Origin of the sequence: Hyphomonas sp. UBA4494, assembly GCF_002388935.1 — a bacterium.
Classification (GTDB): Bacteria; Pseudomonadota; Alphaproteobacteria; order Caulobacterales; family Hyphomonadaceae; genus Hyphomonas.
In genome coordinates this window covers 1-25,488 of the sequence record NZ_DGNK01000004.1, presented here as the reverse complement: position 1 = coordinate 25,488, position 25,488 = coordinate 1, and the positions used below count along the sequence as shown (strand labels likewise).

The window sequence follows — 25,488 nt, the reverse complement described above, 5'->3', positions numbered from 1 at the left end:
GACTATTCCTGCATCGCCTTGAGATACATGGAATTTACCGGCTTCGAGAAGACGCGCTCGACCATCGGGATGAAGAATTCCAGCGGCTCGCTCTCATAGTCCGGATCGAACGCGGCTTGGTCGTAGAGATGGCAGAACTGCGCGCAATATTCGTAATGCGGGCTGTCCTTGAAATGCTCTCGCAGATTCCGGTCCAGCCCGATATGGTGGAAGAAGTAATAGCCCTGGAACGCGCCATGATTGGCTACCATCCAGAGATTGGCCTCTGACACGAACGGCTTCAGGATCGCGGCGGCCACATCCGGATGATTGTAGCTGCCCAGCGTGTCGCCAATATCGTGAAGCAGCGCGCAGACCACATATTCCTCGTCGCGGCCGTCGCGATGCGCGCGGGTCGCGGTCTGGATGGAATGTTCCAACCGGTCGATCGGGAAGCCACCATAATCGCCATCGAGCAGGCGCAGATGGTCGATTACGCGCTTGGCGAGCCCCTTGTTGAAGCTCTTGGAATGCTCAACGATGATATCCCAATCATCCTTGGTGCCTTCCAGCATTTCGCGAAACTTCGCGCGTTCGCCCATGTCGTGTCCGTCGGCCATGTCTTCCTCCTGATATTTTCAGGCAGAATACACTGATGACGCCCGCGTCACAAATGGAAACGCCCCCGAGGCCATAAGCTTCGAGGACGCCTCTATGCGATGCTGGCCTGCACTCAGTCCCAGAGAGAGCCAAGTGCCAAACGCTGGCGCCAGGTAGTGCGCGGTGGCACATGCGCAGGCCCGCAATCCGGACAGACATGATCGTGCAACCGCTGGGACAAGGCCCAGGCGGATTCCCCGGTCCTGACACCAACCGCGGTGAGCACATCGATCAGCTGACGCAAATGCGCATCACTCAGATCGTCATTGCCCTTCAGCAACGCCTCGGCCAGTCTCCAGCCGGCCACATCCTGGCGCAGGGCCAGAGCCACCGGCGGGCTGGACGATTTGCGAACCGCATAAACCGCCATCCGGCCCATGGCGAGGTCGGCGGCAAAGTCTCGCAAGCAATTTCGGAATTCCAACGCCATCTCGTTCAGCGCCTTTCGGGTCCGGACCGGTTCGAACCAGTCCGGCAGGGCGGGTGGAGCCAGCACTCGTCCAAACTCGACCGGCTGCAGGGCTTCGGCCGCCATGTCGAACAGGGCCAACGCGCTGTTCGCGCGCTCCCAACGCTGAACCAGACGAGACGCTCCGCTCGCCCCGTGGATTTGCCGTGCGAGCTGGTAGGCTGCGGCCAGGTCTTCCACAGCTTGGGGCGTTTCGGGCAAGTTCGCCACGATACCCGGAACCCGCAAGGCTTCCGGCACCGCCACGATCACGCCCAGACGATCGGCTCGAATCTGCGGCATGTGCCGCAAGACTTTCACCGCTTCAGGATCTGCAAACAAGCTGAGGAAGTTGGCATAGTCACCCACCTCCCACAATTGTTCACCCATCCGGCCGAGTGCCTTCATCAGGCCGCCCGGCGCATCGCCGCGCATCAGGATACGCGCAAGCTCGGCGTCGCGGGCGCGTTCCACCACTCGCACGATATCCATGCCATCATCGCTGGTGCTGCTCCAACGCCGCTCCAGCAGAATTGCCGCCGCATGGCGCCGTGCCGACGGCAGGGTCAGGAACCCGGCATGCGGCACAGGCCAGAAACGAGCAATCCGCTCTGCGTGGGGGCCGGCAATATAGCCCAACAATGGCGTCGCTGCCGACGGCTTGCCAAACAGCAAGACACCAGCACGGGTCATGGGCGCGCCCATGATCCACCTCCTTTCACATCTTCCGACAACTGAACTCTTCAGAAACGGACTATCGAAATTCAATCTGTGATTATATCAGGAGGCGACCGGCCAATGCGCGGGAGCCGCTGATAGCGCTCCCCGCATCTGCAAGGAGCTGTTTGTCGTGTTACAACTCAGCTTCATCTTGTTTCTTTCGGTTGGTCTGCCAGGCCTTCCGTAAACGCACGAACGGCCTGACAGGAATTGGGCGTATAATCCAAAGTGCGACAATGTGTCAACCTTTGACGCAAACGATTTGTTTCAACGTGTGAACCACCTCCACCAGATCAGTCTGCGCCGCCATGACTGCGTCGATGTCCTTGTAGGCCATTGGCGTTTCGTCAATCACGCTGGAATCTTTCCGGCATTCGACGCCATCCGTTGCCGCCCGGTGGTCCTCGACCGAGAACCGCCGCTTGGCTTCAGTCCGGCTCATGGCACGGCCTGCCCCGTGCGAGCACGAGCAGAAGGAGTCGGCATTGCCCTTTCCGCGAACAATGAAGGATTTCGCCCCCATTGAACCGGGAATGATCCCCAGTTCGTCCTTCCCGGCACGGACGGCCCCCTTGCGGGTCACCCAGATGTCCGCCCCGAAATGGTGTTCCCGCTCCACATAATTGTGGTGGCAGTTCACCGCCTCCTTCTCCAGCGAGAAGGCCGGAAAATGCTCACGCAAGGCAAACAGGACACGGTCCATCATCACCTCGCGGTTCAGGCGAGCATAGTCCTGCGCCCAGCTGACCGCATAGGTATAGTCGTCGAACAGGTCTTCTCCTTCAACAAAGAAGGCGAGATCCTTGTCCGGGACATGATAGCCCAGCACGCGCCGCTCCAGTGCCTCACGCGCCTCCCGGATAAAGTGGGTGCCAAGAATGTTCCCGGTCCCGCGCGATCCGGAGTGCAGCATGACCCAAACACGGTCCACTTCATCGAGACACAGTTCGATGAAATGGTTCCCGCCGCCAAGCGTCCCCAGCTGTTTCGCAAAGGCCGTCCGCTGGATGCGCTTGTGCTTCTTCAGGATCACGTCGAGCCGCTCCGCCATGCCGGAGGCCCGAAGCGCCGTGGCTGCACGCGCGGGTGTTTCCTTGTGGCTGCCACCGCGCCCATTTCCCACAGGCACCTTGCGTTCGATCTCGCTACGGATGGCCGACAAGCTATCAGGCAAGTCATTTGCCGTCAGGCTCGTCCGGATGGCCATCATCCCACAGCCAAGATCGACTCCGACCGCCGCCGGGATGATCGCCCCCTTGGTGGGAATGACCGAGCCGACCGTTGCGCCGCGCCCGAAGTGGACATCGGGCATCACGGCAAGGTGGCTGTGAATGAACGGCAAGCCTGCAACACTCTCAAGCTGTGTACGGGCTTGTGGTTCTACAGGCACACCCTTTACCCAGGCCTTGATACGTCCGCCGGCGCGGGTTTCGATCACTTCAAATTCACTCATTGGTCTCAGCTTCGTGTCACGAAGCTCCTCCTGACAAGCCCTCCACGCGTCTCCATCGGGTTCGAAAGACAAAAAAACCCTCCGGGCGAAAACGCGCGGAGGGCGGCATAAGACCGAAAAACGGTCCCCGGGCTGACGTTCAGCCCTATCCAGCAACCTCCATGCGGCAGCATTCGCAACCCAGTTGTAGGGTGCGTTCATATGCCTGGAAATTTGAGTTTGGCCGTTTCATGGGTCCGTCCTCGGGCTGGAATGAGCGCGCCTTATGATCGTGAGAATACGAGGCGTCAACCAAAAAAAGGAAAAAGCCCCGAACGAAGATCATCCGAAGCCTGTCTAGTTTTTCCGAATCCGCCTTGTGCGACAAGGCTCTATACACTTTGGCGGACAACCGGAAAAAATCTCGCCGCGTGGTCTATTCCGTTGCCGATGATGCCGATACCGCCAATGATCATACCTTGTTGCAACAGGTATGTCATGAAGTCCGGCGATCGTGAAAACCTGATCCGGCGCAATCTGCGCCTGAATATCCGAGGTCATCAATTCGCCTCTCAGGGGTGTCTGGAACTCCCCGCTCGATTAACAGGCCTTGATGACGCTTTCTTTGGCCCCGCCAGTGCATTCCAACAAATCATGAAACATGCGCTTTTTCGCGACTATTGCAGCTGATCCTGACGGGGTTTTACGTATTTCGTGCTAGTCTTAGAGGTTCAAGTAATGAATTGGAAAAGCAGAAGCGCTATCCTTGCAATCAAATTACTTTTTCTTGGCGGTCTTTTCGCCAGCGTAGCGTGAACACCAGAACGGGACCCTGTTGGAATGCAATCGACCTCGGTAGTCATTCCGACCTGCAACAGAGCGTCTCTTCTTGCGGATTCCCTGAAGTCCGTTTTTGCCCAGACCGTACAGCCGGATGAAGTCATCCTGATAGATGATGGATCGACCGACAACACGCCGGACGTCGCAGCGCGCTACCCGCAGGTGCGCTATGTGCGCACTGAAAACCAGGGCAAGTCCGCGGCCATCAATCTGGCCATGACGCTGATGACCGGCACCCGGCTCTGGGTTGTTGACGATGACGACATCGCCTGCCCTGACGCCCTCCAAAAACTGGGAGCTGCGCTCGACGCCAACCCGTCCGCTGGCTTCAGCTATGGACGCCATGACCGGTTCACCGACCCCGCAAATGGCGGCGAGCGAGTCTGGCAGGACACCGGCTACTGGCGGGAGTGTCACCCGCGTGACTTCCTGATCGCCACGATGGAAGACATGTTCACACACCAGTCTGGCATGCTGTTCCAAAAGACACTGCTGGATGCGACTGGCCCATTCGATACCGGGCTCAAGCGCTCGGTCGATTATGACTATATTCTCCGCGCAGCGCGGATCAGCACCAGCGTCGCCTGCCCCGCCATCGTCTTCCACCAGCGCCAGCATGATGGGGATCGCGGCTCAGGCGCGAACAGATTTCCAGCCTCGGAACTGGTGCGTCGCTGGATCCAGCATGACCAGATCATCTTCAAGCGCATCTACGAGACCTGGGCGCTCGACGAATTCCTGCCGCGGGGCGAGAGTGTTGTCGGCACCCCCAGTAAGCGTCAGGCGCTGATTCAACGAGGCGCCATCATGGCACGCAAGAAATTGTGGGATCATGCCATGCGGGACTTCGCGAATGCGGCGCTCCTGATGGATCTCGATCTGACTCAGGCAGAACGTGCAATCGCCCGGCGAGGGAGCCAGTCGAAATATGGTATCCAGGAATTGCTGGACGATCATGTGATTGGTCAGGGCTTGCGGGATGTCGCTGGCCTGTCCCGTAACGGCGCTGAACTCATTGGCGAACTCGCGACCGGTTTTCGGTGGCGTATCCGGGACGAGTTGACAAGCGGCCACCCCCGCAAGGCCTCGCGACTGCTCCAGCTCTATATCACGCTGACCTCGTCAGCCTTTCATAATTCCCGGCCAACTGATTCCCCCTGGTATCCGGACGACCTTCTGACAGAGCCACATAAATCGCCCGGCAAGTAGGCGTGGAACCGGGTCAGTGATCCCACGAATCCATCTCAGAGCACTTCTTCATAGAGCGCCAGCGCATCGTCATACGTGACAAGACGGGGGTTGTTCTTCATCAGGCGCTCATTCTTGACCGCATCCTCAGCCATTTTTGGCAAGTCATTGTGATTGACGCCAACCTCGGTCAGCTTCAGGGGCGTGCCGCTTTTCGCGCACAGCTCCACCATATGGTCGATAAAGGCACTCGCGTCCTGGGCCACGCCAACGACGGGACCGAGATCCGCATAGTCCTTGGCGGCGACGACCGCATTGAACCGCAAGACCGGCGACAGCATCAGCGCATTCGACACACCATGCGGCACATGGAACAGCGCGCCCAGCGGATAGGCCATCGCATGCACGGCCGCGACCGGCGCATTGCTGAAGGCCTGCCCGGCGAGCGTTGCTCCGATGCACATGGCCTCGCGCGCCTCGATATCATCCGGGTGCTCACATGCGCGCAACAGATTCCCGGCCAGCAGGCGCAGGCCTTCCTTGGCCAGTGCACCCGAGACCGGATTGCGCAACAGCTTTGACGTATAGGATTCGATGGCATGAACCATCGCATCGATCCCGGTTGCCGCCGTCACACCGCGCGGCGCGGTCAGCGTCAGCATCGGATCGACAATGGCGAGATCGGCAAACAACTGGTCTGAAACGACTCCGATTTTCTTCATGTCATCTGACGTGACGATGGAGATCGCCGTGACCTCTGATCCGGTCCCTGCTGTCGTTGGCAATAGCACCAGCGGTGGGCGCGAGCCTTTCACATTGCCGACGCCGTAGACGTCTTCCAGCGATTGCCCGGAATCCATCAGCACGGCAATCAGCTTTGCGGTATCCAGTGACGAGCCTCCGCCCAGCCCGATCACGCCATCGGCGCCATGTTCGCGAGCCGCAGCGACCGCATCGCGGATCGTGGCCGCAGGCGGGTCAGCAACGACCTTGTCATAGACAAACACTTCAAGACCCGCATCGCGCAGGCTTTCCAGCGCGCCCTCCACCAGGCCGGCCGCAATGACGCCCTGGTCCGTCACGAAGACCGGGCGTTTCATGCGATCGCTGACCAGCTTGCCGAGTTGGGCAGCACTGCCCCGTTCGAACAGGATGTGCGGCGGCGTCTTGAAGCTGAATCCCATCGGTCTTTCTCCCAATTTCACTACAGGCTTACGCCTATCGGGCCTGAACAGTAAATGTTGCAGATTGCCCGAAAATCGCACGGTCTGTCATGTCGTACACACGGAAAACCTTTGCCCAAATGCAAGAAACCCCGGACCAGCGGGTCCGGGGCTCCTGAAACAATTCGAATACAGCGAGGAAAGACTAGCCTTCCATCGACTCCATTTCGGCTTCGTGACGTGCACGATCCGCAGCACCCTTGGCGCTCTCGTCACGGTCGACCAGTTCCAGAACGGCAACCGGTGCGTTGTCGCCATGGCGGAAGCCAGCTTTCAGAACGCGGGTATAGCCGCCATTACGGTCCTTGTAGCGCTCGCCCATCACGTCGAACAGCTTGCGGACAGCCGCTTCGTCACGGACCTTCGAAAGGGCCTGACGGCGTGCGTTCAGGTCGCCCTTCTTGGCGAGGGTCACCAGCTTGTCCATGAGCGGAGCCATTTCCTTCGCCTTCGGAAGGGTGGTCACGATCTGCTCATGCTCGATGAGGCTGGCAGCCATGTTCGCGAACATCGCCTTGCGGTGCGATGTCGTCTTGTTCAGTTTACGGTATCCAAGGCGATGGCGCATTGTCGTGTTCCTTAAGGAGGTGGTCAGGCCCCCGATTACTCAGTGGGCTAGAGGTGGTCGTCGTATTTCTTGGCGAGGCCTTCGATGTCTTCCGGCGGCCAATCCGGCACTTCCATGCCGAGGTGCAGACCAAGACCGGCGAGGACTTCCTTGATCTCGTTCAGGGATTTGCGGCCGAAGTTCGGCGTGCGCAGCATCTCTGCTTCGGACTTCTGGATGAGGTCACCAATGTAAACAATGTTGTCGTTCTTCAGGCAGTTTGCCGAGCGAACGGACAGTTCAAGCTCGTCGACTTTCTTGAGCAGGACAGGGTTGAAGCCGAGATCGGTTTCTTCTGTCTGTGCGCCCGTTTCCACGGTCGGCTCTTCGAAGTTGATGAACAGTTGCAGCTGATCCTGCAGGATACGCGCGGCATAGGCCACGGAATCTTCCGGCGTGACAGACCCGTCTGTCTCGATGTCGAGGGTCAGTTTGTCATAGTCGAGAACAGTACCCTCACGGGTGTCTTCGACCTGATAGCCGACGCGGCGGACCGGGCTGTAAATCGCGTCAATCGGAATATAACCGATTGGTGCATCTTCCGGACGGTGCGCCTCGGCCGGGACATAGCCCTTGCCGGTCGCAACGGTGAATTCCATGCGCACTTCAGCGCCATCATCCAGAGTACAGATCACGAGATCCGGGTTCAGGATCTTGGTGTCACCGGAGGTTTCGATCTGGCCGGCTTTGACTTCGCCCGGACCTTTCGCCTTCAGCACCATTCGCTTTGGCGTGTCGCTCTCCATGAAGATCGCAACCTGCTTCAGGTTCAGCACGATTGTCGTGACGTCTTCGCGAACACCCTGGATCGCAGAGAATTCGTGAACGACATTGTCGATCTGAACGCCGATGATCGCAGCACCTTGCAGGGACGACAGCAGAACGCGACGCAGCGCGTTGCCGAGAGTCGTACCATAGCCACGCTCCAGCGGCTCAATGACGAGCTTGGCTTTGCGCTTGGCATCGTATCCGGCCTGGACGACAGGACGGTTCGGGCGGATCAGCACTTTCCAGTTACGGTCGTTGACGTTGGTGGGTTCGATGTCTGCCATGGGCGACGGATCCTCAGAATGGGTCAGGCGACATGAAATTATGCCGCCAATAAATACGAACTAGACGCGGCGGCGCTTTGGTGGGCGGCATCCGTTGTGCGGAATTGGCGTCGTGTCTGTGATAGCCGTAACGGTCAGGCCAGCAGCCTGAAGAGCGCGCAGTGCGCTCTCGCGGCCCGAACCTGGTCCACGCACGCTGACTTCAACAGTCTGCATACCGTGATCCATGGCCTTCTTTGCGGCATCTTCTGCCGCCATCTGGGCTGCGTAAGGCGTCGACTTGCGCGAGCCCTTGAAGCCCATCATGCCGGAGGACGACCACGAAATCGTGTTGCCCTGGGCATCCGTGATGGTGACCATGGTGTTGTTGAAGCTGGAGTTCACGTGAACAACACCAGAGGTGATGTTCTTGCGCTCTCTCTTGCGGACGCGGGTCGTTTCACGAGCCATTGAAGACTATCCTATTTCTTCTTGCCGGCGATCGGCTTAGCCGGGCCCTTGCGGGTACGGGCGTTGGTGTGCGTACGCTGACCGCGAACCGGCAGTTTACGGCGGTGACGCAGGCCACGGTAAGAACCGAGATCCATCAGGCGCTTGATGTTCATCGACGTATCGCGGCGAAGATCACCTTCGACGAGATAGTCGGCATCGATCGTTTCACGGATCTTGATGACTTCGGCATCCGTCAGCTCGTTCACGCGACGGGTCGACTCAACGCCAACCTTCTCGATGATCTCACGGGCCATGGATGGGCCGATGCCATGAATGTACCGCAGCGCGATTTCCACGCGCTTGTTGGTCGGGATGTTAACGCCTGCAATACGGGCCAAGGCCGATCTCCTAAGCGGACTGTTCATACATAAAGAGCGCGCCAAGGCGGAAACATCCGTCCTGCGCGCCGGCGATTAAGCCTAAAGCTAAGAAACGAGGCTTATAACGATGGAAATTAACGCGTCAACCGCGGAATCCCACCTTTACGCCGTCTCTTTCAGGGCCGCGTCGATTGCGGTTGCAACCGCCTCGATTGAGCCCATTCCGTCGACTTCCACGAGGATACCACGCTCGGCATAAATAGGCACCAGAGGCGCTGTATCTTCGTAGTATTTTTCGAGGCGTTTCGAGAACGTCTCGGGATTGTCATCCTTGCGGCCCTGTTCTTCGAACCGCTTGGTGACACGTGACAGCAGCTTGTCATCATCGACAAGGATGCGGATCACGCGATTGACGGCTTCACCGCGGGATTCGAGTAGACGATCCAGCGCTTCGGCCTGACCGACTGTGCGTGGGAAACCATCAAAGATGAATCCCGGCGCGCCGGCCTGAACTTCCAATTGCTCGTCGATCAGGGCGATGACGATCTCGTCGGAAACGAGGCTGCCTTCATCCATGATCTGGGCAACTCTTTCGCCGAGCTCGGAGCCAGACGCGCGCGCCGCGCGCAGCATGTCACCGGTAGAGAGTTGAACGAACCCCCGCTCTTCGACCAGGCGTTTCGCCTGCGTGCCTTTTCCGGCCGCTGGCGGCCCGAACAGAATTAGGTTCATCTCTTACGACCCCCGAGTTTCGACTTCTTGATCATGCCCTCATACTGGTGCGCGATCAAATGCGACTGAATCTGTGTCACTGTATCCATCGTAACAGATACAACGATCAGAAGAGAAGTACCGCCAATATAGAAAGGTATCTCTGGGAAATATCGCCGCAGGAGTTCAGGAAGGATACAGACGAACATCAGGTACAGGGCCCCAATGGTCGTCAGTCGGGTCAAAACATAGTCGATATAGGCCGCCGTGTTCGAGCCAGGACGGATACCGGGAATAAATCCGCCATACTTGCGCAGATTGTCCGCCGTCTCTTCCGGATTGAACATGATGGAGGTGTAGAAGAAGGCAAAGAAGATCACCATCGCCCCGTAAGACGTGATGTAGGTCCACGAACCCGGCGCGAAATGCGTCGCCAGCCAGCCCAGAACGCCACTCACAGCGCCGGAGGCTTCGGCATCGGCCGGATTGCCACCCAGGAAGCCCACCGCCGTCAGCGGCAGCATCAGCAGCGCAGAGGCGAAGATTGGCGGGATAACACCAGACGTGTTGATCTTGAGCGGCAGGAAGCTCTTCTGGCCCTGGGCAACACCGTGGGCCTGCTGTCGCTTCGGATACTGGATCAGCAGCCGCCTTTGCGAGCGCTCCATGAAGACGATGAAGACAACCAGCGCGATCACCATGGCCGCAATCGCCACCACAAACGCCACGTTCACAGAGGTCGTGCGCGCCTGCGAGATCAGGTTGAAGATCGCCTTTGGCATTTCAGCGATAATGCCCGCGAAGATGATCAGCGAGATACCGTTGCCGATGCCGCGCGCCGTGATCTGCTCACCCATCCACATCAGCAGCATCGTGCCGCCGGTCAGCGTCACAACGCCGGTCAGGATGAAGAACCAGGACGAGATGCCCTCAATGCGCACAGCGGCAAGGCCGCCAGCAATTGCAAAGGACTGGACCAGCGCGAATCCCAGTGTGAGGTAACGCGTATACTGGTTGATCTGCTTGCGGCCGGACTCGCCTTCCTTCTTCAACTTCTCAAGCGTTGGAGAGGTCGCGGTCAGCATCTGGATGATGATCGAGGCCGTGATGTAAGGCATCACGTTCAGGGCGAACACACCCATCCGTTCCACCGCGCCGCCGGCAAACATGTTCATGTTGCCAAGCAAGCCATCGGACTGGCTCTCGAAGAATTGGGCGTATTGCTGCGGGTCGAGTCCCGGCAGCGGGATGAACGTCCCGAGCCGGTAGAGGATCAAAATCCCGAGAGTAAACAGGATCCGGCTCTGCAGGTCCTTGGCTTTTGCAAAGCTCCGGAAATTCATGTTCCGAGCCATTTGTTCGGCAGCATTCGCCATGGGCCGCTTGACCTCCCTGAAAAAGCGTTCGCCGCCTAAATCGGCGGCGAAACAGTATTTGTGAAGGGGTTACCGGTAAAAACCGCCGATTATTCGTCAGCAGTCTCTTTAGCCGGCCCCGTGACGGTGACTTTACCGCCAGCCTTCTCAACAGCTTCAATAGCTGCCTTCGAGGCGCCTGTCACAGTGATATTCAGATTCTTTGGTGCGTCACCTTTGGCAAGCAGACGCACGCCATCGCGCACATTGCGAACCAGACCAGCGGCCACCAGCGACTCTTCGGTCACATCCTTGGCATCCAGCTTGCCAGCGGCAATCGCCTTGCCGAGACGGCCAAGGTTCACCCAGGCATGGGACTTGGAGTTACGCGCCGTGAAGCCGCGCTTTGGCAGACGCATGTAGATCGGCATCTGGCCGCCTTCAAAGCCATTCACGGCAACGCCGGAACGAGCCTTTTGGCCTTTGACACCGCGACCAGCCGTCTTGCCCTTGCCAGAGCCGACGCCGCGGCCAACGCGCAGGCGGTTCTTTGTTGAGCCCTCAGCGGGAGACAATTCGTTCAGTTTCATCGGTCTATCTTTCGATATCGTGCGGCTGCGAATGGTGGCGATTACTCGCCAACCACCTCAACCAGGTGAGCCACCTTGCGGATCATGCCCCGCACGGACGGCGTATCTTCGAGTTCCTTGGTGCGGCCGACCTTGTTCAGGCCCAGCCCCATCAGGGTCTGGCGCTGCTCAGGACGACGGCCAATCGGGCTGCCAACCTGGCGGACAGTGACTTTGCTTTTAGCCATTTTCGTGCCCTTCCCTAGTTCGTCGCGTCAGCCATGCCGGCTTCGGACGCGCCATCATTGCGGCGACCGACGACATCCTGAACCTTCAGGCCACGCTTGGACGCAACGGTCCGCGGGCTGTTCTGCTCTTTAAGCGCATCAAACGTTGCACGCACCATGTTGTAAGGGTTGGAGGAACCGATCGACTTGCCGACCACGTCCTGAACACCCAGAACTTCCATGACAGCACGCATCGGACCACCTGCGATCACGCCGGTACCTGGAGGCGCTGCACGCAGCACAACCTTGCCTGCGCCGTGACGGCCACGGCCATCATGGTGCAGAGTGCGACCTTCGCGAAGCGGCACGCGAACCATGTTGCGCTTGGCTTCTTCTGTGGCTTTGCGGATCGCTTCAGGCACTTCGCGGGCTTTACCCTTGCCGAACCCTGCGCGGCCCTTCTGGTCACCAACGACAACCAGGGCTGCAAAACCGAAATTCTTACCGCCTTTGACCGTCTTCGCGACGCGGTTGATACCAACCAGCTTGTCGACGATGTCGGACTGCTCCTCGTCGCGATCGCGATTCCGGCGGCCTCTTCCTCTTTCTTCAGCCATAGGGCCTCTCCTTAGAATTTGAGACCGCCCTCACGGGCGGCGTCTGCCAGGGCTTTCACCCGGCCGTGGAACATGTAACCGCCACGATCAAAGACGACGTCTTCGACGCCTGCTTCTCTCGCGCGCTCTGCGAGCGTCTTGCCGACGAGGGCAGCCGCAGCGGCGTCACCACCGGTCTTGGCCGAGCCGAGCACATCCTTTTCCAGCGTCGAAGCCGAAGCGAGCGTAATGCCTTTTTCGTCATCGATGATCTGGGCGGAGATATTCTTGTGGCTGCGCGCAACCGACAGGCGTGGACGACCCTCAGCAACCTTGCGGAGCTTGGTACGAACCCGCTGGGCGCGGCGCAGCATCTTATCGCGTGAGCTTTTCATGGGCTTACTTCTTCTTGCCTTCCTTGCGGCGGACATATTCGCCCTGATAACGGATACCCTTGCCTTTGTATGGCTCAGGCGGACGGAATTCGCGGAGTTCGGCAGCAACCTGGCCAACAGACTGTTTGTCTGCACCAGAGACGATGATCTCGGTTGGCTTCGGCGCTTCCAGCTTGATGCCGTCCGGAGCCTTGAAGATCACATCGTGCGAGAAGCCGAGTGCGAGCTTGAGATCGGTACCCTGCATTTGGGCACGATAACCAACGCCAACCAGTTCCAGCGTCTTCGAATATCCATTCGAAACGCCTTCGACCATGTTCGCGGCGCGGGCACGAGCGGTGCCCCACTGCGTACGGGCCTTGGAATCAAGGGCTTCAGCGAAGGTTGGCAGGCGACGACCCCGAGCCTTTTCAGCCTCGATACGGTCATTTGCAGCCTGCACGAGATCTTCGCGCGGCGAAACGGTCAGCTCGTTGTTCTCGAGCTTTGGCGTGATCAGCTCAGACAGGACCAGCGAAAGCTCACCCTTGGAGCCTTTTGCCTTGATCGTCTGACCTTCGACCGAAACGGTCGTGCCATTCGGAACTTCGATCGGGAGTTTACCAATACGTGACATGATAGCTCTCCTAGAATACGCGGCAGAGCACTTCGCCGCCTACATTCTCGCTGCGGGCAGAATTGTCAGACATAACGCCTTTCGAAGTCGAAAGGATCGAAATGCCCAGACCATTGCGCACTAGCGGAATGTCGGAGACAGAAGAATACACCCGGCGACCTGGCTTGGAGACACGTTTGATCTCCGAGATCACTGGCTGACCTTCATAGTACTTCAGCTCGATATCAATATTCTTGTGACCGTCTTTTTCAACTTCGGTGTAGCCGCGGATGAAGCCCTCATTGATGAGAACCTCCAGGACGCGAATACGAAGTTTCGAAGACGGCGTGACGACTTTAGACATGCCGCGCATCTGAGCGTTGCGGATGCGTGTCAGCATATCTCCGAGGGGATCAGAAATGTTCATCTTTGATATCCTCCTCTCTTACCAGCTGGACTTCACGAGACCGGGGATCTGACCGTTTGAGCCAAGCTCACGCAGCGCGATCCGCGACATTTTGAGTTTGCGATAGTAGCCGCGCGGACGCCCGGTTACTTCACAGCGATTACGCACACGGTTTGGGGCCGAGTTACGTGGAAGTTCAGCAAGCTTGAGACGTGCCTTGAAGCGCTCTTCCAGTGAAAGGTCCTCATTCATGGCGACGGCCTTCAGCTCGGCACGCTTTGCAGCGTACTTTTCGACAAGCTTCTGACGCTTCTTGTTCTTCTCGATTGCGCTCTTCTTTGCCATATCAGCAGATCTCCTGGCGCTAGTTCCGGAACGGGAAGCCACACTCGGCGAGGAGTGCCTTGGCTTCTTCGTTGGTTTCAGCCGTGGTGCAGACGATGATGTCCATACCGCGAATATCTTCCACCTGATCGTAATTGATCTCCGGGAAAACGATGTGTTCTTTGAGGCCCATGGCGTAATTGCCCATGCCGTCGAAGCTCTTTCCGTTCAGTCCACGGAAATCCTTCACGCGCGGCAGCGCAATATTGGTGAGCCGGTCAAGGAACTCGTACATGCGCTCACGGCGCAGGGTCACTTTCGCACCGATCAGCATGCCTTCGCGCAGCTTGAAGCCAGCGATCGACTTGCGTGCCTTGGTGGCGACAGGCTTTTGGCCTGCGATCAGTTCGAGCTCGGCCAGGGCAGCCTTGATCTTCTTGGAGTCGGAGACAGCTTCGCCGACACCCATATTGATCACGACCTTGTCCAGTTTCGGAACCTTCATCGGGTTCGAATACTTGAACTGCTCCTGCAGCTTGGCCCGGATCTCTTCACGGTACTTCGTCTTGAGACGGGGTTCGTATGCCTTAGACATCGATGGACTCCCCTGAGCGTTTGGCAAAGCGCGTCTTGCGGCCATGCTCATCAGTTTTGAAACCAACACGCACTGCTTTTCCGTCGCGCGGATCGGCATGAGCCACGTTGGAAACGTGGATCGGTGCTTCGAAAGACTTCAGACCACCGGGGTCCATCTGGCTCGGCTTCTGGTGCTTCTTGACGACGTTCACACCGCGCACAACAACGCGATCCTCGTCGACCAGCACTTTCAGCACTTCGCCTTTGGTACCTTTGTCGCGGCCTGCGATCACGACAACGGAGTCGCCTTTTTTGATCTTAGCAGCCATCTTACAAGACCTCCGGGGCCATGTTCGCGATCTTGACCTGGTTCTTGCCGCGCAGTTCACGCGGGACCGGGCCAAACACACGAGTGCCGATTGGCTCACCATTGGTATTGATGAGAACGGCAGCGTTTGAGTCGAAACGAATGGTTGTGCCATCCGGGCGGTTGATGTCCTTTGCCACGCGAACGACGACAGCCTTGCGGACGTCACCCTTTTTCACACGGCCCGTAGGAATTGCTTCCTTGATGGACACCACGATCACGTCACCAACCGATGCATACCGGCGGCCTGCGCCACCCAGCACCTTGATGCACTGAACGCGGCGCGCGCCGGAATTGTCGGCGACGCGAAGGTTTGATTGCATCTGGATCATGCGTCACCTTCCCCGCCGGTCACAAGTTCCCAGCGTTTCAGTTTGGAATGCGGAACGCACTCCTGGATCGTTACAATTTGACCCTCGACAGCCGCATTGGCTTCGTCGTGGGCGTGATACTTCTTAGAGCGGCGAACAATCTTCTTCATCACAGAGTGGGTGAAGGTCCGCTCTACACGGACGATTGCGGTCTTGTTCTGCTTGGCAGAGACCACGACGCCTTCCATAATACGCTTTGGCATGATCTCTCTCCTACGCCTGACCTGCTTCGGCTTTTTCGCGAAGGATCGTCTTGACGCGTGCAATATCGCGGCGGACTTCCTTCACTCGGGCCGTTTTCTCCAGTTGGCCGGTGGCCGTCTGGAAACGCAGGTTGAACTGCTCTTTCTTCAGCTTGACGAGCTCATCCTTGAGCTGGTCGAGGCTTTTCGTTCTTACATCTTGGGCTTTCATGATCAGATACCCTCAATCCGCTTGACGACTTTCGTCTTGATCGGAAGCTTCGCAGCGCCAAGGCGCAGGGCCTCGCGTGCGACATCCTCAGACACGCCGTCGATTTCGAACAGGATGCGGCCAGGTGCGACACGGGCGACCCAACGGTCGACAGAGCCTTTACCTTTACCCATCCGGACTTCAATCGGCTTTGCCGACACTGGCAGGTCCGGGAATACACGGATCCACACTTTGCCCTGACGCTTCATGTGACGCGTGACAGCCCGACGGGTTGCCTCGATCTGGCGCGCGGTGACCCGTTCCGGCTCGAGAGCCTTCAGGCCAAACTCGCCGAATGCCAGCGATGAACCGCCCTTGGCATTGCCCCGGATCTGGCCCTTGAAGGCCTTACGGAATTTGGTTCGCTTCGGTTGACGCATCTCTTACGCTCCGGAGGCTTGCGCGCCGGTGGCCGGTCCGCGCTGGTTTGCATTGGCACGTGCACGGGACTGGCCGGAAGATTCCAGACGCTTGTCCTGAGCCATCGGGTCGTGCTCCATGATCTCGCCTTTGTAGACCCAGACCTTGATGCCGATGATGCCGTAAGTGGTGGCCGCTTCTGCAGTGCCGTAATCAATGTCGGCGCGCAGCGTGTGCAGCGGCACGGAGCCTTCTGCATACTTCTCGGTCCGCGCAATCTCTGCGCCGCCAAGACGACCGGACACCATGATCTTCACACCGTCAGCGCCGAGGCGCATGGCGGACTGGATGGCCCGCTTCATGGTGCGACGGAACGAGGCACGGCGCTCAAGCTGGCGAGCAATGTCGTCGGCGATCAGCGTGGCATCGATTTCCGGCTTGCGGATTTCGACCAGGTTCACGCGAACTTCGTCGGTCGTCATCTTCGACAGAACTTTGCGAAGGGCTTCGATGTCGCCGCCCTTCTTGCCGATCACGAGACCCGGACGTGCCGTGTGGATCGTGATAAGGCATTTCTTGTGCGGACGCTCGATGATGATCTTCGAAATGCCGGCTTGCTTCAGACGCTTGCGGATTTCCTTGCGGATCGCGATGTCTTCGTGCAGCAGGCGACCGAAGTCGGCCGTGTCGGCATACCAGCGGCTGTCAGACGTCCGGTTGATGCCCAGACGCAGGCCGATCGGATTTACTTTCTGACCCATTATGCGGCCTCCGCTTCAACTGAGGTGTCACGCAGGATGATGGTCATCTGCGAGAATGGCTTCTGGATGCGAGCAGCGCGGCCACGAGCACGGGCGCGAATACGCTTCATCACGAGGTTCTTGCCGACATGCGCTTCTGCAATGACGAGGCTGTCGATGTCGAGGCCGTGATTGTTCTCGGCGTTCGCGATGGCGCTCTGCAGCAGCTTGCGGACATCCTGGGCAGGACGCTTCGGCGAGAACTGCAGCTGAGCCAGCGCACGCTCGACCGGCATGCCGCGGATCTGCTGAGCCAGAAGGTTCAGCTTCTGCGGGCTTGAACGGTACATGCGCAGAACAGCGCGCGATTCATTCGAAGCCTGCTTCGGAGGATTCTTGGCTTTAGCCATGACTACTTCCTCTTCGCTTTCTTGTCCGCACCGTGGCCATAGTAGGACCGCGTTGGCGCGAACTCGCCGAACTTGTGACCGACCATTTCCTCAGAGACGGAAACCGGGATGAATTTGTTGCCATTGTGGACCTGGAAATTCAGGCCGACAAAGTTAGGCAGGATCGTTGAACGGCGCGACCAGGTCTTGATCACAACGCGCTTTTCAGAGGCGCGCGCTTCTTCTGCTTTCTTGAGCAGATAGCCGTCTACGAACGGGCCTTTCCAGACAGAACGTGGCATGTCTTGCGGCTCCTCTTAGCGTTTCGCGTTACGGCGACGGATGATCAGACGATCCGTTGCCTTGTTTTTACGGGTCTTGGGACCGCGTGTTTTCTTGCCCCATGGCGTCACTGGGTGACGTCCACCGGACGACTTGCCTTCACCACCACCGTGTGGGTGGTCGACCGGGTTCATGACAACACCGCGGACAGACGGGCGCTTGCCCATGTGACGCTTGCGGCCTGCCTTGGACAGAACCTGGTTCATGTTGTCCGGGTTGGACACGGCGCCGACCGTTGCCAGGCAGCTGTCCATCACCATGCGAAGTTCGCCGGAGGTCAGCTTGATCTGGGCATAGCCACCATCACGACCGACCAGCTGGGCATAGGTGCCAGCGGAGCGAACCATCTGCGCGCCCTTCTGGGGCTTCAGCTCGATGTTGTGAATGATCGTACCGACCGGAATGCTTTTCAGCGGAAGCGTGTTACCCGGCTTGATGTCAGCCGTCTTGGACGTGACCACCGTGTCACCGACTTCAAGGCGCTGTGGCGCGATGATGTAGGACAGCTGGCCGTCTTCGTACTTGATCAGTGCGATGAAAGCCGTGCGGTTCGGGTCGTATTCCAGACGCTCAACAGTTGCCGGCATGTCCCAGCGGTTACGCTTGAAGTCGACCTTGCGGTACAGCTTCTTGGCGCCGCCACCGATGCGGCGAGCCGTGATACGACCCGTATTGTTGCGTCCACCCTTCTTGGTCAGACCTTCGGTCAGCGCCTTGACGGGCTTGCCCTTGTGAAGGTCGGACTTGTCCACCAGCACAAGCTGGCGACGCCCTGGGGAGGTTGGATTGAAAGTCTTAAGTGCCATGTTTCTCGTCCTTCTCCCCTAGAGGCCCGTCGTGATGTCGACGGACTGACCCTCGGCGAGCGTCACGATGGCTTTTTTCATGTCGTTGCGACGACCTTCATAGCCACGAAAACGCTTCGTCTTGCCCTTTTGGACCAGAGTGTTGACCTTGGTTACTTCGACCTTGAAGAGCGCCTCGACAGCGTCCTTGATCGCTTTCTTGTCAGCGTCGATCGCCACTTCGAAGACAATCTTGTTGTCTTCAGCCACCAGAGTCGATTTCTCGGTGATCAGTGGGCGACGGATGACGTCGTAGTGATGTTCTTTTACGTCGGCCATGATTACTTAGCCTCCTTCGCGCCATCGAAACGGGCCTTGATGCCTTCGGCCGCTTCCTTGGTGATGACGAGCTTCTTGCGGCGCAGGATGTCATAGACATTCAGGCCAGCAACCGGCAGCACGTCGACGTTCGGAATGTTGCGAGCTGCCTTGGCGAAATTCTCGTCCACGGTCGTGCCGGAGATGATCAGCGCGTTCTCGATACCGAGACCTGCGAACTGACCGACCAGCTCTTTCGTTTTCGGAGCCGACAGGATCGCCTCGTCCAGCACGATGACCGCATCCGCCTTCACCTTGGAAGACAGGGCGTGAGCCAGAGCCATCTTGCGGACCTTTTTAGGCAGGTCGTGAGCGTGGCTGCGGACTTTTGGTCCGTGCGCAACAGAACCACCAACAAAGATCGGCGCATTCCGGGAACCGTGACGCGCGCCGCCGGAACCTTTCTGGCGGATGTACTTCTTCGTGGTGCGGCTGACTTCGCCGCGGGTCTGGGTCTTGTGCGTACCAGCCTGGCGCTTGGCCAGCTGCCAGCGAACCGTGCGCTGCAGGATGTCACCACGGATGTCTTCGATGCCGAAGATGGCATCATCAACCGTGATGTTTCCAGCGGCTTTGCCGGCAAGGGTTTTGACTGCGAGTTCCATTATTCAGCACCCTCTTGAGTTGCTTCAGCTGCTGGCGCGGCAGCCGCGCTCGCTGCCTTGAAGGAGCCAGCCGCTGGTGCGTCGGCCGGAAGAGGCTTCTTCACCGCGTCGCGGACTTCAACATAGCTGCCGTCGTGGCCAGGCACAGCGCCCTTGACCAGGATGAGGCCGCGCTCAACGTCGGTGCGCACCACTTCCATGTTCTGGGTGGTGACACGCTCAACGCCGTAATGACCGGCCATTTTCTTGTTCTTGAACACGCGGCCCGGATCCTGGTTCATACCCGTCGAACCGTGCGAACGGTGAGAGATGGACACACCGTGCGTGGCGCGCAGACCACCAAAGTTCCAGCGCTTCATCGCACCGGCAAAACCCTTACCGATCGTGATGCCGGCAATGTCAACTTTCTGACCCGGAACGAAATGGTCAGCCAGGACTTCAGCGCCAACTTCCGGCAGGTCGCCAGAGACGCGGAATTCGCGCAGCTTGCGCTTCGGCGCGACGCCGGCTTTTGCGAACTGGCCACGCAGCGCCTTGGACGTGCGCTTGGCTTTCTTTTCGCCGATGCCGAGAATGACAGCCTGGTAGCCGTCCGTGCGGGTGACGTCGCCACCCTTCTTGGTCTTCACGGCGCGCTCTTCTTCAGTGCGCACGCCAACAACCTGGCAGCCATCAAGCGACAGGACGGTGACCGGCACGTGGCGGCCGCTCTCGTCAAATACGCGTGTCATGCCAACCTTGCGGGCAAGCACGCCGGAACGGGGTGCTGGCAGAGCCATTAGCGGCCTCCCTCAAGTTTGATTTCAATGCCAACGCCGGACGACAGGTCGAGCTTCATCAGCGCGTCCACCGTCTGCGGGGTCGGGTCTACAATGTCGAGGATCCGCTTATGGGTCCGGATTTCAAACTGCTCGCGCGACTTCTTGTCGATGTGCGGCGAGCGGTTCACGGTGAAGCGCTCGATACGGGTCGGCAGCGGGATCGGGCCTTTGACCTCAGCGCCGGTGCGCTTGGCCGTGCTCACAATCTCTTTCGCCGACATGTCGAGGGCGCGGTGATCGAAGGCCTTGAGCCTGATCCGGATATTTTGTCGTTCCATCGTTCGGTCCGTCCGCACAAAACACGTTAGCCCCAACGTGGCGCAGAAGTGCGCCAGGGCGTAGCGTGGGATTAAATTGTCTGTTTCGAGGGAGCGTTCGCTCTATAAAGCGCTGCCATCCCGGCGAAGTCGGGGGTTTATGGGATCGATAGGCCCGCGTCAACTGAGTCGTGAAGCTTTTATGCAGAAAGACTCACAGGCTCGCAGGTCCGGAAACAGGCGCCGCTGCGGACGCTTTCCTCCGCCATCTCCCCTCAGGCGGATCAAGCCAAATTGGCAAGCGCGGCGCACACGTCCACTGCCGCCGTGTGCAGGATATTCACGGCGTGTCCCGGCAGTATCCGAAAATCGACATTCGGCCGCTTGTCCATATGCGCCGCAACCTGATCGGCCGAGATGATCGTGTCGCCCCCTGCCTGCAACCAGACCTGCGGTGCCGTCACGGCGTCCATATCTTCAGACCAGTCTGCCATTGCCGCAGAGCCATCCCGAATCCAGGCTTCAGCCCCCTGCTCGACGGCGTGATAGAGCCCCTCTGCTTGTACCTTCATCAGGGACGGGTCTTTCAATGTCGCCAGATCGAGAGGAGACTTCTGGAATTGTGTCGTCAGAAACGCTTTCGTCCCGCGCCGCCGATATACGGGCAAGCCCACCGACATCACCATTTTCATGATGGACGGCGCATGACGGGTGGCCATGGCAGCAAACTTGGTCTGCGGGTCCATGTGCGCGAGGTGCACGGCCTCATCAATCGGAATGCCGCCGCCGACGACCAACATGTCGCTGAGCCGGTCACCCAGCGCGCGGGCAATCCGGAACGCATGCGACGAGCCTCCTTGGTGAACACACAAGCTGATCCGCTCCAGCCCCAGATGCTCCACCAGTGCAACCGCGTCTTCCACCACCGTCCTGTCGAAATCAGCCCGTGACCGGCTCGGGCTCGTATATCCAAAGCCCGGGCGCGACGGCGCCACCAGATGGAGGCCGGATGCTGTGAGGCGTTCAAGGAAATCCTGCGTGAAGAACGGCCCCTGAAGATAGCCGTGGACAAACAGGATCGCGCGCGCGCCCTGCCCGGCCTTGTACCAGGCCAGCTTGCGACCGCCCGGCCGGTCCAACAACGAGAGGCCCGCCTGTGGTGTCGCCCATACTTCGGCGCTGGGCGGGGCAAGCTGCTGTGGCAGTTGTCGCATCAGAAAGGCGATGCTGGCACACAACTGGACCACATCCGACATCCGACCACAGCCAGTTTTTCTCAATATGCTCTTTGACTGGCCTTTGATTGTTTCCAGCGCCCGCCCCCGCTGCTGCGCAATCTCCTTCTGGCTTAGATTCGCCAGATAGCCTTCCAGCACTTCAGTCTCGCTGGTGGTCAGTCCAAACGCCTCTTTTAACCGCTCCATCAGTGGCTCCGACCAGTCAATGTAGGACAAGGAGACATGGACCCGGTCCGCCAGATCCTTTGGACGCTGGATCAGCCCGAGACAGGCCCGGACCTGAGGCGTCTCGACATTGGCCAGGATAATCCGGTCCTGCTTCTGAGGTTCGGTCGACCGCATGGTCTTGCGGATTTCCGCCCGCGCCATCGGATCGAGCGGCAATTCGTCGAGCGCGCAGGGAAAGCGCATCCCCGTCAACTGCGCAGCCGCCGCATTGCCTGTCACCTGTCCGGTTCGAGCAGAAACATCGAGCGCTGCATGGAAGCGTTCGCTTTGAGCCGTTTCCCGCCGGGATGCTTCCTCGATCAGCGCGCTTATGCGGTCGCCATGCGTGTCCAGCATGTCGTCGTCGCCGAAATGCCGGGGCACGTCCTGTGCGACTTGCGCTGCTTCCTCTTCTTCAAAGAAATAGGCCATCGCCGCATTCAGGAACGCGTCGAACCGATCGGCTTCGGATGGTACTTCGTACGCCGCGCCCAGCATATCGAAATAGCGATTGGTTAAGGACATGCAGGCTCTGGAACACAAGCGGAAGACAGTAGGTCATTCTAGACAGGCGCGCGCCCGCGGCAAGTCAGGACTTCAACTGGAGAGTTTTTCATTATCCCCCCTTGGGGGCATGCGCGCTACCGGCTCAGGCGATTATTCAGGACGGGCATTCCGCGCGGCTGGGTGGGGATCCGGCCTTCGAAAAGGATAGTTGATGAAGATTTCCGCGATCAGGCTGACCGGCTTGGCCTTGCTCACCTTGCTCCCCGGAGCAGTTGCTCACGCCCAGACCTCAACGAATGAGATGGCCTGCGCCAAAGGCGGTGCCGAGGCCTGCTTCTATGCCGGCGCGGACTATGCGCAAGGCGCGAGCGGGCTAACGCGAAGCATGCCCAAGGCCGCTGAGCTGTTCATGAAAGCCTGCACACTCGGCATTCCAGATGGCTGCTTCTACACCGCTGGCATGTACCGCAAGGGCGCGGACGGCATCGCCGTCGATCCGGGCCGCGGCATCGATCTCTATGAAACCGCGTGCACAATGGGACATGAGGAGGCTTGCAGTGCCACATTCGCGATTCTCGGCGTCGCGGATAAGGGCGAACAGGATATTCCGCGGCTCCTGGCCGCCTTTGAGAAGGGCTGTGCCAACGAGTCGATGAAGGCATGCCAATGGGGTGGCGAGTTCTTTTATGATGGCCGGGGGGAGGAATATTCAGATACTATTGATTTCACCCGTGGTGCGCCGCTCGCTTACAAGACGTGCAAAACAACTGCCTCGCCCGCGGACTGCATCATGGCCGAAGTTATGTATGCCAAACCGGATTCTCCCGCCTTCAACGCAGAACGCGCCCTTGAGCTGACCGAGATCAATTGCGACGCGAACATCAAGGAATCCTGCGGCAATCTCGGCCGCATCTACGCGACCATTGGAGACTATGAGATGGCCGTCGGGCCGTATGAGAAATCCTGCGAACTTGGCCACGAAAAGATCTGCGCCTATGCCAAAGACCTGCGTCGCTATGTGGATGAAGTCGAGGCATGGAATGCCAAGCAGGCAGCGCGCCAGGCAGAGATGGCGACCATGCTGAATGCGGGAGACTATAATGGCGCGGTTGGCACCGCCGTCTCTGTCTACTCTTCCACCGTTTATGCAGAACAAGCCGTCATGGCCGCCTCGAATGCGGGGCGTATGTCATCGGTAGACGACTACGATCTCAAAGTGCTCGAACACTGGTTCCAGACCGGAGCGGTTGGTTCCATCGTCCGGTCTGAAATGCGTCGGCGTGGCCTGGCCATCTCCGGCGAAGACAATTCCTGGGCTCGGGACATGCAGACGATAAAGTCCGCCAATGCCCGCTTCAATGCGGCCCGGTCGACGTCAACCTATCGGCCGATTGAACGAGCGCCGACCTCTGTCAGCCAGGGTCTCAGCAGCGCCGATGCCGCAGCGCAAACACGGGAGAAATACCGTTATGCGCATTGCACGATGAATAACAATGCCAATCGGAACGTTTGTCGCTGACACACCCAGCGACGAGCGATAGAGGGCGGGGCCACACCACCCTGCCCTCACACGCTCCATGCGCCTTGATCCCAGCCCAGAAGGGCGCGGGTTTCGGCCGCGTCGTGCGCGAAGACACGGCGCAGATAGTCCCGGTCATCTGAACTCATCCGGTCGGCTTCGGGCGCCGCATTATACTGGGTGGAGACGTCAAATTTGCGCGCAGGCAAACCCATGAACTGGCAAACCGTGGCCAGCTCTCGCTGCGGATCGGCTGCGAGGTCTTCGCTGCGCAGGAACAGGAGCTGATCATCCGGAAACAACCGCCTCAGCTCCCGGATCTGAGGCGCGTAATAGCTGCGCGCCAAGTACGAGCGTTCCCGGTCCTGATTTGGCAAGGCCCGGCGGGCGCGTTCGCGCTCCTGGCGGATCGCAATCGGATAGGGCAGCGTTTCGCGTCCCAGCCGGCAATCCATGCGATAGTGAGACCAGGCACGCTCCACCGGATCGCGCAGGATCACGATGATCTGGATATCGGGATTATACACCCAGACCCGTTCCAGCGCGCCGCTCCACCAGCTGATGATCGGCGTCGCCTCGCCCAGCATGCACCCGTCGCGCCAGGCCTTCCAATCGAAGTGGCGATGATACAGCCAGTAGTCCAGCGGGCGGATGCCCGTTGGCGGGCGCCTGTCGAAGAAGTGCGGTTCTTTCTTCTTTGCCATGCAGATATCGGGATGCTGGCGCAAATATGCGTCCAGCGACGTGGTGCCGGCCTTTTGAACGCCGGCTATGATGAAATCGATGCGTCTTGCCATGTATCCGGAATAGCGCGGGTGTCTTGCCTGATTTTGCCGGAATGCGGTTCTTGTGTCGCAAAGTGTTGCAGGGTGAATGCGCGATTCACCTTGTTTAACCAAGGCCTCACGCTTTTCACGGACACTTCGGTCTCACCTGCCCCTCATCCGAAGGCCCCCGATGAAGCCTCCCCTGTCTTCCCTGTTCAGCCGCCCGGCCGTCCGCTATGGATTGGCCAGCATTGCGGCCTTCGGCATGGATCTGGCGCTGACCATGGCATTGCGGCTTGGCGGCCAGCTCAGCCTTACCCTGTCGGCAGCGATCGCCTTCATCGTGACCGGGCTGGTTTTCTATTTTGTCCATGAATTCTGGACGTTCGGGCATGACAGTTCAACCGTTTCGTCAGGTCGGCTTGTTCGCAACCTGACCTCGCTCGGCGCAGCCTTCTGTGTGCGTGTCGGCATCATCGGCGCACTGGAACTGATGCGTTCGCCCGGTTCGCTTCTGGCGCTCGTCTATTTCGGATTGGGCGCGGCCGCATCGCTCACGGTCAATTTCCTGATCAACAAATACTGGGTCTTCACCCGCACCTGACGCCCATAAAAAAGGCCGCCCCTTTTGGGACGGCCTTCTCATTACTGCCTGATGGGAACAGGG

37 protein-coding genes are annotated in these 25,488 nt (G+C 59.0%); 4 read left to right on the top strand and 33 right to left on the bottom strand.

Annotation, left to right across the window (positions count from 1 at the left end):
* Positions 1-2 precede the first annotated feature (2 nt).
* The 3 genes from B2P82_RS02005 to B2P82_RS01995 form a co-directional block, all read right to left on the bottom strand.
* The gene (locus B2P82_RS02005; protein WP_206992502.1) at positions 3-599 is read right to left on the bottom strand and encodes an HD domain-containing protein; all 597 of its coding nucleotides are present in this window, start codon (positions 597-599) and stop codon (positions 3-5) included.
* A 113-nt stretch (positions 600-712) separates the two neighbouring features.
* Positions 713-1,792: a hypothetical protein gene (locus B2P82_RS02000; protein ID WP_290494783.1), complete on the bottom strand. Its 1,080-nt coding sequence runs from the start codon at positions 1,790-1,792 to the stop codon at positions 713-715.
* 256 nt (positions 1,793-2,048) lie between these two features.
* Positions 2,049-3,260, bottom strand: coding sequence for an RtcB family protein (locus tag B2P82_RS01995; protein WP_290494781.1), 1,212 nt, complete (start codon positions 3,258-3,260; stop codon positions 2,049-2,051).
* Between the two features lie 477 nt (positions 3,261-3,737).
* On the opposite strand from B2P82_RS01995, the gene B2P82_RS01990 reads away from it, so the two are divergent.
* The gene (locus B2P82_RS01990) at positions 3,738-3,929 is read left to right on the top strand and encodes a hypothetical protein (protein WP_290494779.1); all 192 of its coding nucleotides are present in this window, start codon (positions 3,738-3,740) and stop codon (positions 3,927-3,929) included.
* A gap of 150 nt (positions 3,930-4,079) precedes the next feature.
* Positions 4,080-5,288: a glycosyltransferase family 2 protein gene (locus B2P82_RS01985; RefSeq protein ID WP_290494777.1), complete on the top strand. Its 1,209-nt coding sequence runs from the start codon at positions 4,080-4,082 to the stop codon at positions 5,286-5,288.
* 35 nt (positions 5,289-5,323) lie between these two features.
* On the opposite strand, the gene B2P82_RS01980 is transcribed toward B2P82_RS01985, so the two are convergent.
* From B2P82_RS01980 to B2P82_RS01840, 29 genes are all read right to left on the bottom strand, one after another.
* Positions 5,324-6,451, bottom strand: coding sequence for an iron-containing alcohol dehydrogenase (locus tag B2P82_RS01980; RefSeq protein ID WP_156947868.1), 1,128 nt, complete (start codon positions 6,449-6,451; stop codon positions 5,324-5,326).
* A 184-nt stretch (positions 6,452-6,635) separates the two neighbouring features.
* Positions 6,636-7,058 carry a 50S ribosomal protein L17 gene (gene rplQ / locus B2P82_RS01975; protein WP_034814177.1) on the bottom strand — a complete coding sequence of 141 codons (423 nt, stop codon included), beginning with the start codon at positions 7,056-7,058 and terminating at the stop codon, positions 6,636-6,638.
* A 47-nt stretch (positions 7,059-7,105) separates the two neighbouring features.
* A complete protein-coding gene (locus B2P82_RS01970) occupies positions 7,106-8,149 on the bottom strand; it encodes a DNA-directed RNA polymerase subunit alpha (RefSeq protein ID WP_206992497.1) in 1,044 nt (347 codons plus the stop codon).
* A gap of 60 nt (positions 8,150-8,209) precedes the next feature.
* Entirely contained in the window at positions 8,210-8,599 is a 390-nt protein-coding gene (rpsK, locus tag B2P82_RS01965) for a 30S ribosomal protein S11 (RefSeq protein WP_034814179.1), read from the bottom strand.
* Between the two features lie 11 nt (positions 8,600-8,610).
* Positions 8,611-8,979 (bottom strand): 30S ribosomal protein S13, encoded by a 369-nt coding sequence (rpsM, locus tag B2P82_RS01960; RefSeq protein ID WP_034814180.1) that lies wholly within the window; start codon positions 8,977-8,979, stop codon positions 8,611-8,613.
* A gap of 144 nt (positions 8,980-9,123) precedes the next feature.
* Positions 9,124-9,693 carry an adenylate kinase gene (locus B2P82_RS01955; protein ID WP_034814181.1) on the bottom strand — a complete coding sequence of 190 codons (570 nt, stop codon included), beginning with the start codon at positions 9,691-9,693 and terminating at the stop codon, positions 9,124-9,126.
* A complete protein-coding gene (secY, locus tag B2P82_RS01950) occupies positions 9,690-11,048 on the bottom strand; it encodes a preprotein translocase subunit SecY (protein WP_206992495.1) in 1,359 nt (452 codons plus the stop codon). The genes B2P82_RS01955 and secY overlap by 4 nt, the downstream gene beginning before the upstream one ends.
* An 89-nt stretch (positions 11,049-11,137) precedes the next feature.
* Entirely contained in the window at positions 11,138-11,617 is a 480-nt protein-coding gene (gene rplO, locus B2P82_RS01945) for a 50S ribosomal protein L15 (RefSeq protein ID WP_034814184.1), read from the bottom strand.
* Between the two features lie 41 nt (positions 11,618-11,658).
* Entirely contained in the window at positions 11,659-11,844 is a 186-nt protein-coding gene (rpmD, locus tag B2P82_RS01940) for a 50S ribosomal protein L30 (protein WP_034814186.1), read from the bottom strand.
* A 14-nt stretch (positions 11,845-11,858) separates the two neighbouring features.
* Positions 11,859-12,440: a 30S ribosomal protein S5 gene (rpsE, locus tag B2P82_RS01935; RefSeq protein ID WP_034814187.1), complete on the bottom strand. Its 582-nt coding sequence runs from the start codon at positions 12,438-12,440 to the stop codon at positions 11,859-11,861.
* Between the two features lie 11 nt (positions 12,441-12,451).
* Positions 12,452-12,814, bottom strand: a complete 363-nt coding sequence (gene rplR / locus B2P82_RS01930; protein WP_290494775.1) for a 50S ribosomal protein L18 — start codon at positions 12,812-12,814, stop codon at positions 12,452-12,454.
* A 4-nt stretch (positions 12,815-12,818) separates the two neighbouring features.
* Positions 12,819-13,430: a 50S ribosomal protein L6 gene (gene rplF / locus B2P82_RS01925; RefSeq protein WP_034814190.1), complete on the bottom strand. Its 612-nt coding sequence runs from the start codon at positions 13,428-13,430 to the stop codon at positions 12,819-12,821.
* 10 nt (positions 13,431-13,440) lie between these two features.
* Positions 13,441-13,836, bottom strand: coding sequence for a 30S ribosomal protein S8 (gene rpsH / locus B2P82_RS01920; protein WP_034814196.1), 396 nt, complete (start codon positions 13,834-13,836; stop codon positions 13,441-13,443).
* An 18-nt stretch (positions 13,837-13,854) separates the two neighbouring features.
* Complete coding sequence (rpsN, locus tag B2P82_RS01915) at positions 13,855-14,160, bottom strand: 30S ribosomal protein S14 (RefSeq protein WP_034814198.1); 306 nt, start codon at positions 14,158-14,160, stop codon at positions 13,855-13,857.
* Positions 14,161-14,179: 19 nt separating this feature from the next.
* Positions 14,180-14,734 (bottom strand): 50S ribosomal protein L5, encoded by a 555-nt coding sequence (gene rplE / locus B2P82_RS01910; protein ID WP_034814200.1) that lies wholly within the window; start codon positions 14,732-14,734, stop codon positions 14,180-14,182.
* Entirely contained in the window at positions 14,727-15,044 is a 318-nt protein-coding gene (gene rplX, locus B2P82_RS01905; RefSeq protein ID WP_034814202.1) for a 50S ribosomal protein L24, read from the bottom strand. The genes rplE and rplX overlap by 8 nt, the downstream gene beginning before the upstream one ends.
* A 1-nt stretch (position 15,045) precedes the next feature.
* Entirely contained in the window at positions 15,046-15,414 is a 369-nt protein-coding gene (rplN, locus tag B2P82_RS01900) for a 50S ribosomal protein L14 (protein WP_034814203.1), read from the bottom strand.
* On the bottom strand, positions 15,411-15,656 hold the full coding sequence (gene rpsQ / locus B2P82_RS01895) for a 30S ribosomal protein S17 (RefSeq protein ID WP_034814204.1): 246 nt from the start codon (positions 15,654-15,656) through the stop codon (positions 15,411-15,413). The genes rplN and rpsQ overlap by 4 nt, the downstream gene beginning before the upstream one ends.
* Positions 15,657-15,666: 10 nt before the next feature.
* Positions 15,667-15,867 carry a 50S ribosomal protein L29 gene (gene rpmC / locus B2P82_RS01890; RefSeq protein ID WP_034814205.1) on the bottom strand — a complete coding sequence of 67 codons (201 nt, stop codon included), beginning with the start codon at positions 15,865-15,867 and terminating at the stop codon, positions 15,667-15,669.
* Positions 15,868-15,869: 2 nt separating this feature from the next.
* Positions 15,870-16,286, bottom strand: a complete 417-nt coding sequence (gene rplP / locus B2P82_RS01885) for a 50S ribosomal protein L16 (protein WP_034814206.1) — start codon at positions 16,284-16,286, stop codon at positions 15,870-15,872.
* Positions 16,287-16,289: 3 nt separating this feature from the next.
* The gene (rpsC, locus tag B2P82_RS01880) at positions 16,290-17,027 is read right to left on the bottom strand and encodes a 30S ribosomal protein S3 (RefSeq protein WP_206992493.1); all 738 of its coding nucleotides are present in this window, start codon (positions 17,025-17,027) and stop codon (positions 16,290-16,292) included.
* A complete protein-coding gene (rplV, locus tag B2P82_RS01875; RefSeq protein WP_034814208.1) occupies positions 17,027-17,416 on the bottom strand; it encodes a 50S ribosomal protein L22 in 390 nt (129 codons plus the stop codon). The genes rpsC and rplV overlap by 1 nt, the downstream gene beginning before the upstream one ends.
* 2 nt (positions 17,417-17,418) lie before the next feature.
* Complete coding sequence (gene rpsS, locus B2P82_RS01870) at positions 17,419-17,697, bottom strand: 30S ribosomal protein S19 (RefSeq protein ID WP_034814209.1); 279 nt, start codon at positions 17,695-17,697, stop codon at positions 17,419-17,421.
* Positions 17,698-17,712: 15 nt separating this feature from the next.
* The gene (gene rplB / locus B2P82_RS01865) at positions 17,713-18,543 is read right to left on the bottom strand and encodes a 50S ribosomal protein L2 (RefSeq protein ID WP_034814210.1); all 831 of its coding nucleotides are present in this window, start codon (positions 18,541-18,543) and stop codon (positions 17,713-17,715) included.
* 18 nt (positions 18,544-18,561) lie between these two features.
* The gene (locus tag B2P82_RS01860; protein ID WP_034814211.1) at positions 18,562-18,861 is read right to left on the bottom strand and encodes a 50S ribosomal protein L23; all 300 of its coding nucleotides are present in this window, start codon (positions 18,859-18,861) and stop codon (positions 18,562-18,564) included.
* Between the two features lie 2 nt (positions 18,862-18,863).
* Positions 18,864-19,505, bottom strand: coding sequence for a 50S ribosomal protein L4 (gene rplD / locus B2P82_RS01855; RefSeq protein ID WP_034814212.1), 642 nt, complete (start codon positions 19,503-19,505; stop codon positions 18,864-18,866).
* Positions 19,505-20,284 carry a 50S ribosomal protein L3 gene (rplC, locus tag B2P82_RS01850; protein ID WP_206992492.1) on the bottom strand — a complete coding sequence of 260 codons (780 nt, stop codon included), beginning with the start codon at positions 20,282-20,284 and terminating at the stop codon, positions 19,505-19,507. The genes rplD and rplC overlap by 1 nt, the downstream gene beginning before the upstream one ends.
* Complete coding sequence (gene rpsJ / locus B2P82_RS01845) at positions 20,284-20,604, bottom strand: 30S ribosomal protein S10 (RefSeq protein ID WP_027836784.1); 321 nt, start codon at positions 20,602-20,604, stop codon at positions 20,284-20,286. Before rpsJ ends, rplC begins: the two co-directional genes overlap by 1 nt.
* 263 nt (positions 20,605-20,867) lie before the next feature.
* Positions 20,868-22,553 carry a bifunctional helix-turn-helix transcriptional regulator/alpha/beta hydrolase gene (locus B2P82_RS01840; protein WP_290494773.1) on the bottom strand — a complete coding sequence of 562 codons (1,686 nt, stop codon included), beginning with the start codon at positions 22,551-22,553 and terminating at the stop codon, positions 20,868-20,870.
* A 193-nt stretch (positions 22,554-22,746) separates the two neighbouring features.
* Between B2P82_RS01840 and B2P82_RS01835 the strand changes: the two genes are divergently transcribed.
* Positions 22,747-24,054: a tetratricopeptide repeat protein gene (locus B2P82_RS01835; RefSeq protein ID WP_290494771.1), complete on the top strand. Its 1,308-nt coding sequence runs from the start codon at positions 22,747-22,749 to the stop codon at positions 24,052-24,054.
* A 47-nt stretch (positions 24,055-24,101) separates the two neighbouring features.
* Here the strand turns inward: B2P82_RS01835 and B2P82_RS01830 are convergent, their stop codons facing one another.
* The gene (locus B2P82_RS01830; RefSeq protein ID WP_290494769.1) at positions 24,102-24,851 is read right to left on the bottom strand and encodes a sulfotransferase family protein; all 750 of its coding nucleotides are present in this window, start codon (positions 24,849-24,851) and stop codon (positions 24,102-24,104) included.
* A gap of 160 nt (positions 24,852-25,011) precedes the next feature.
* Here B2P82_RS01830 and B2P82_RS01825 point away from each other — a divergent pair, with 160 nt between their 5' ends.
* Positions 25,012-25,425, top strand: coding sequence for a GtrA family protein (locus tag B2P82_RS01825; protein WP_290494767.1), 414 nt, complete (start codon positions 25,012-25,014; stop codon positions 25,423-25,425).
* Positions 25,426-25,488: the final 63 nt, after the last annotated feature.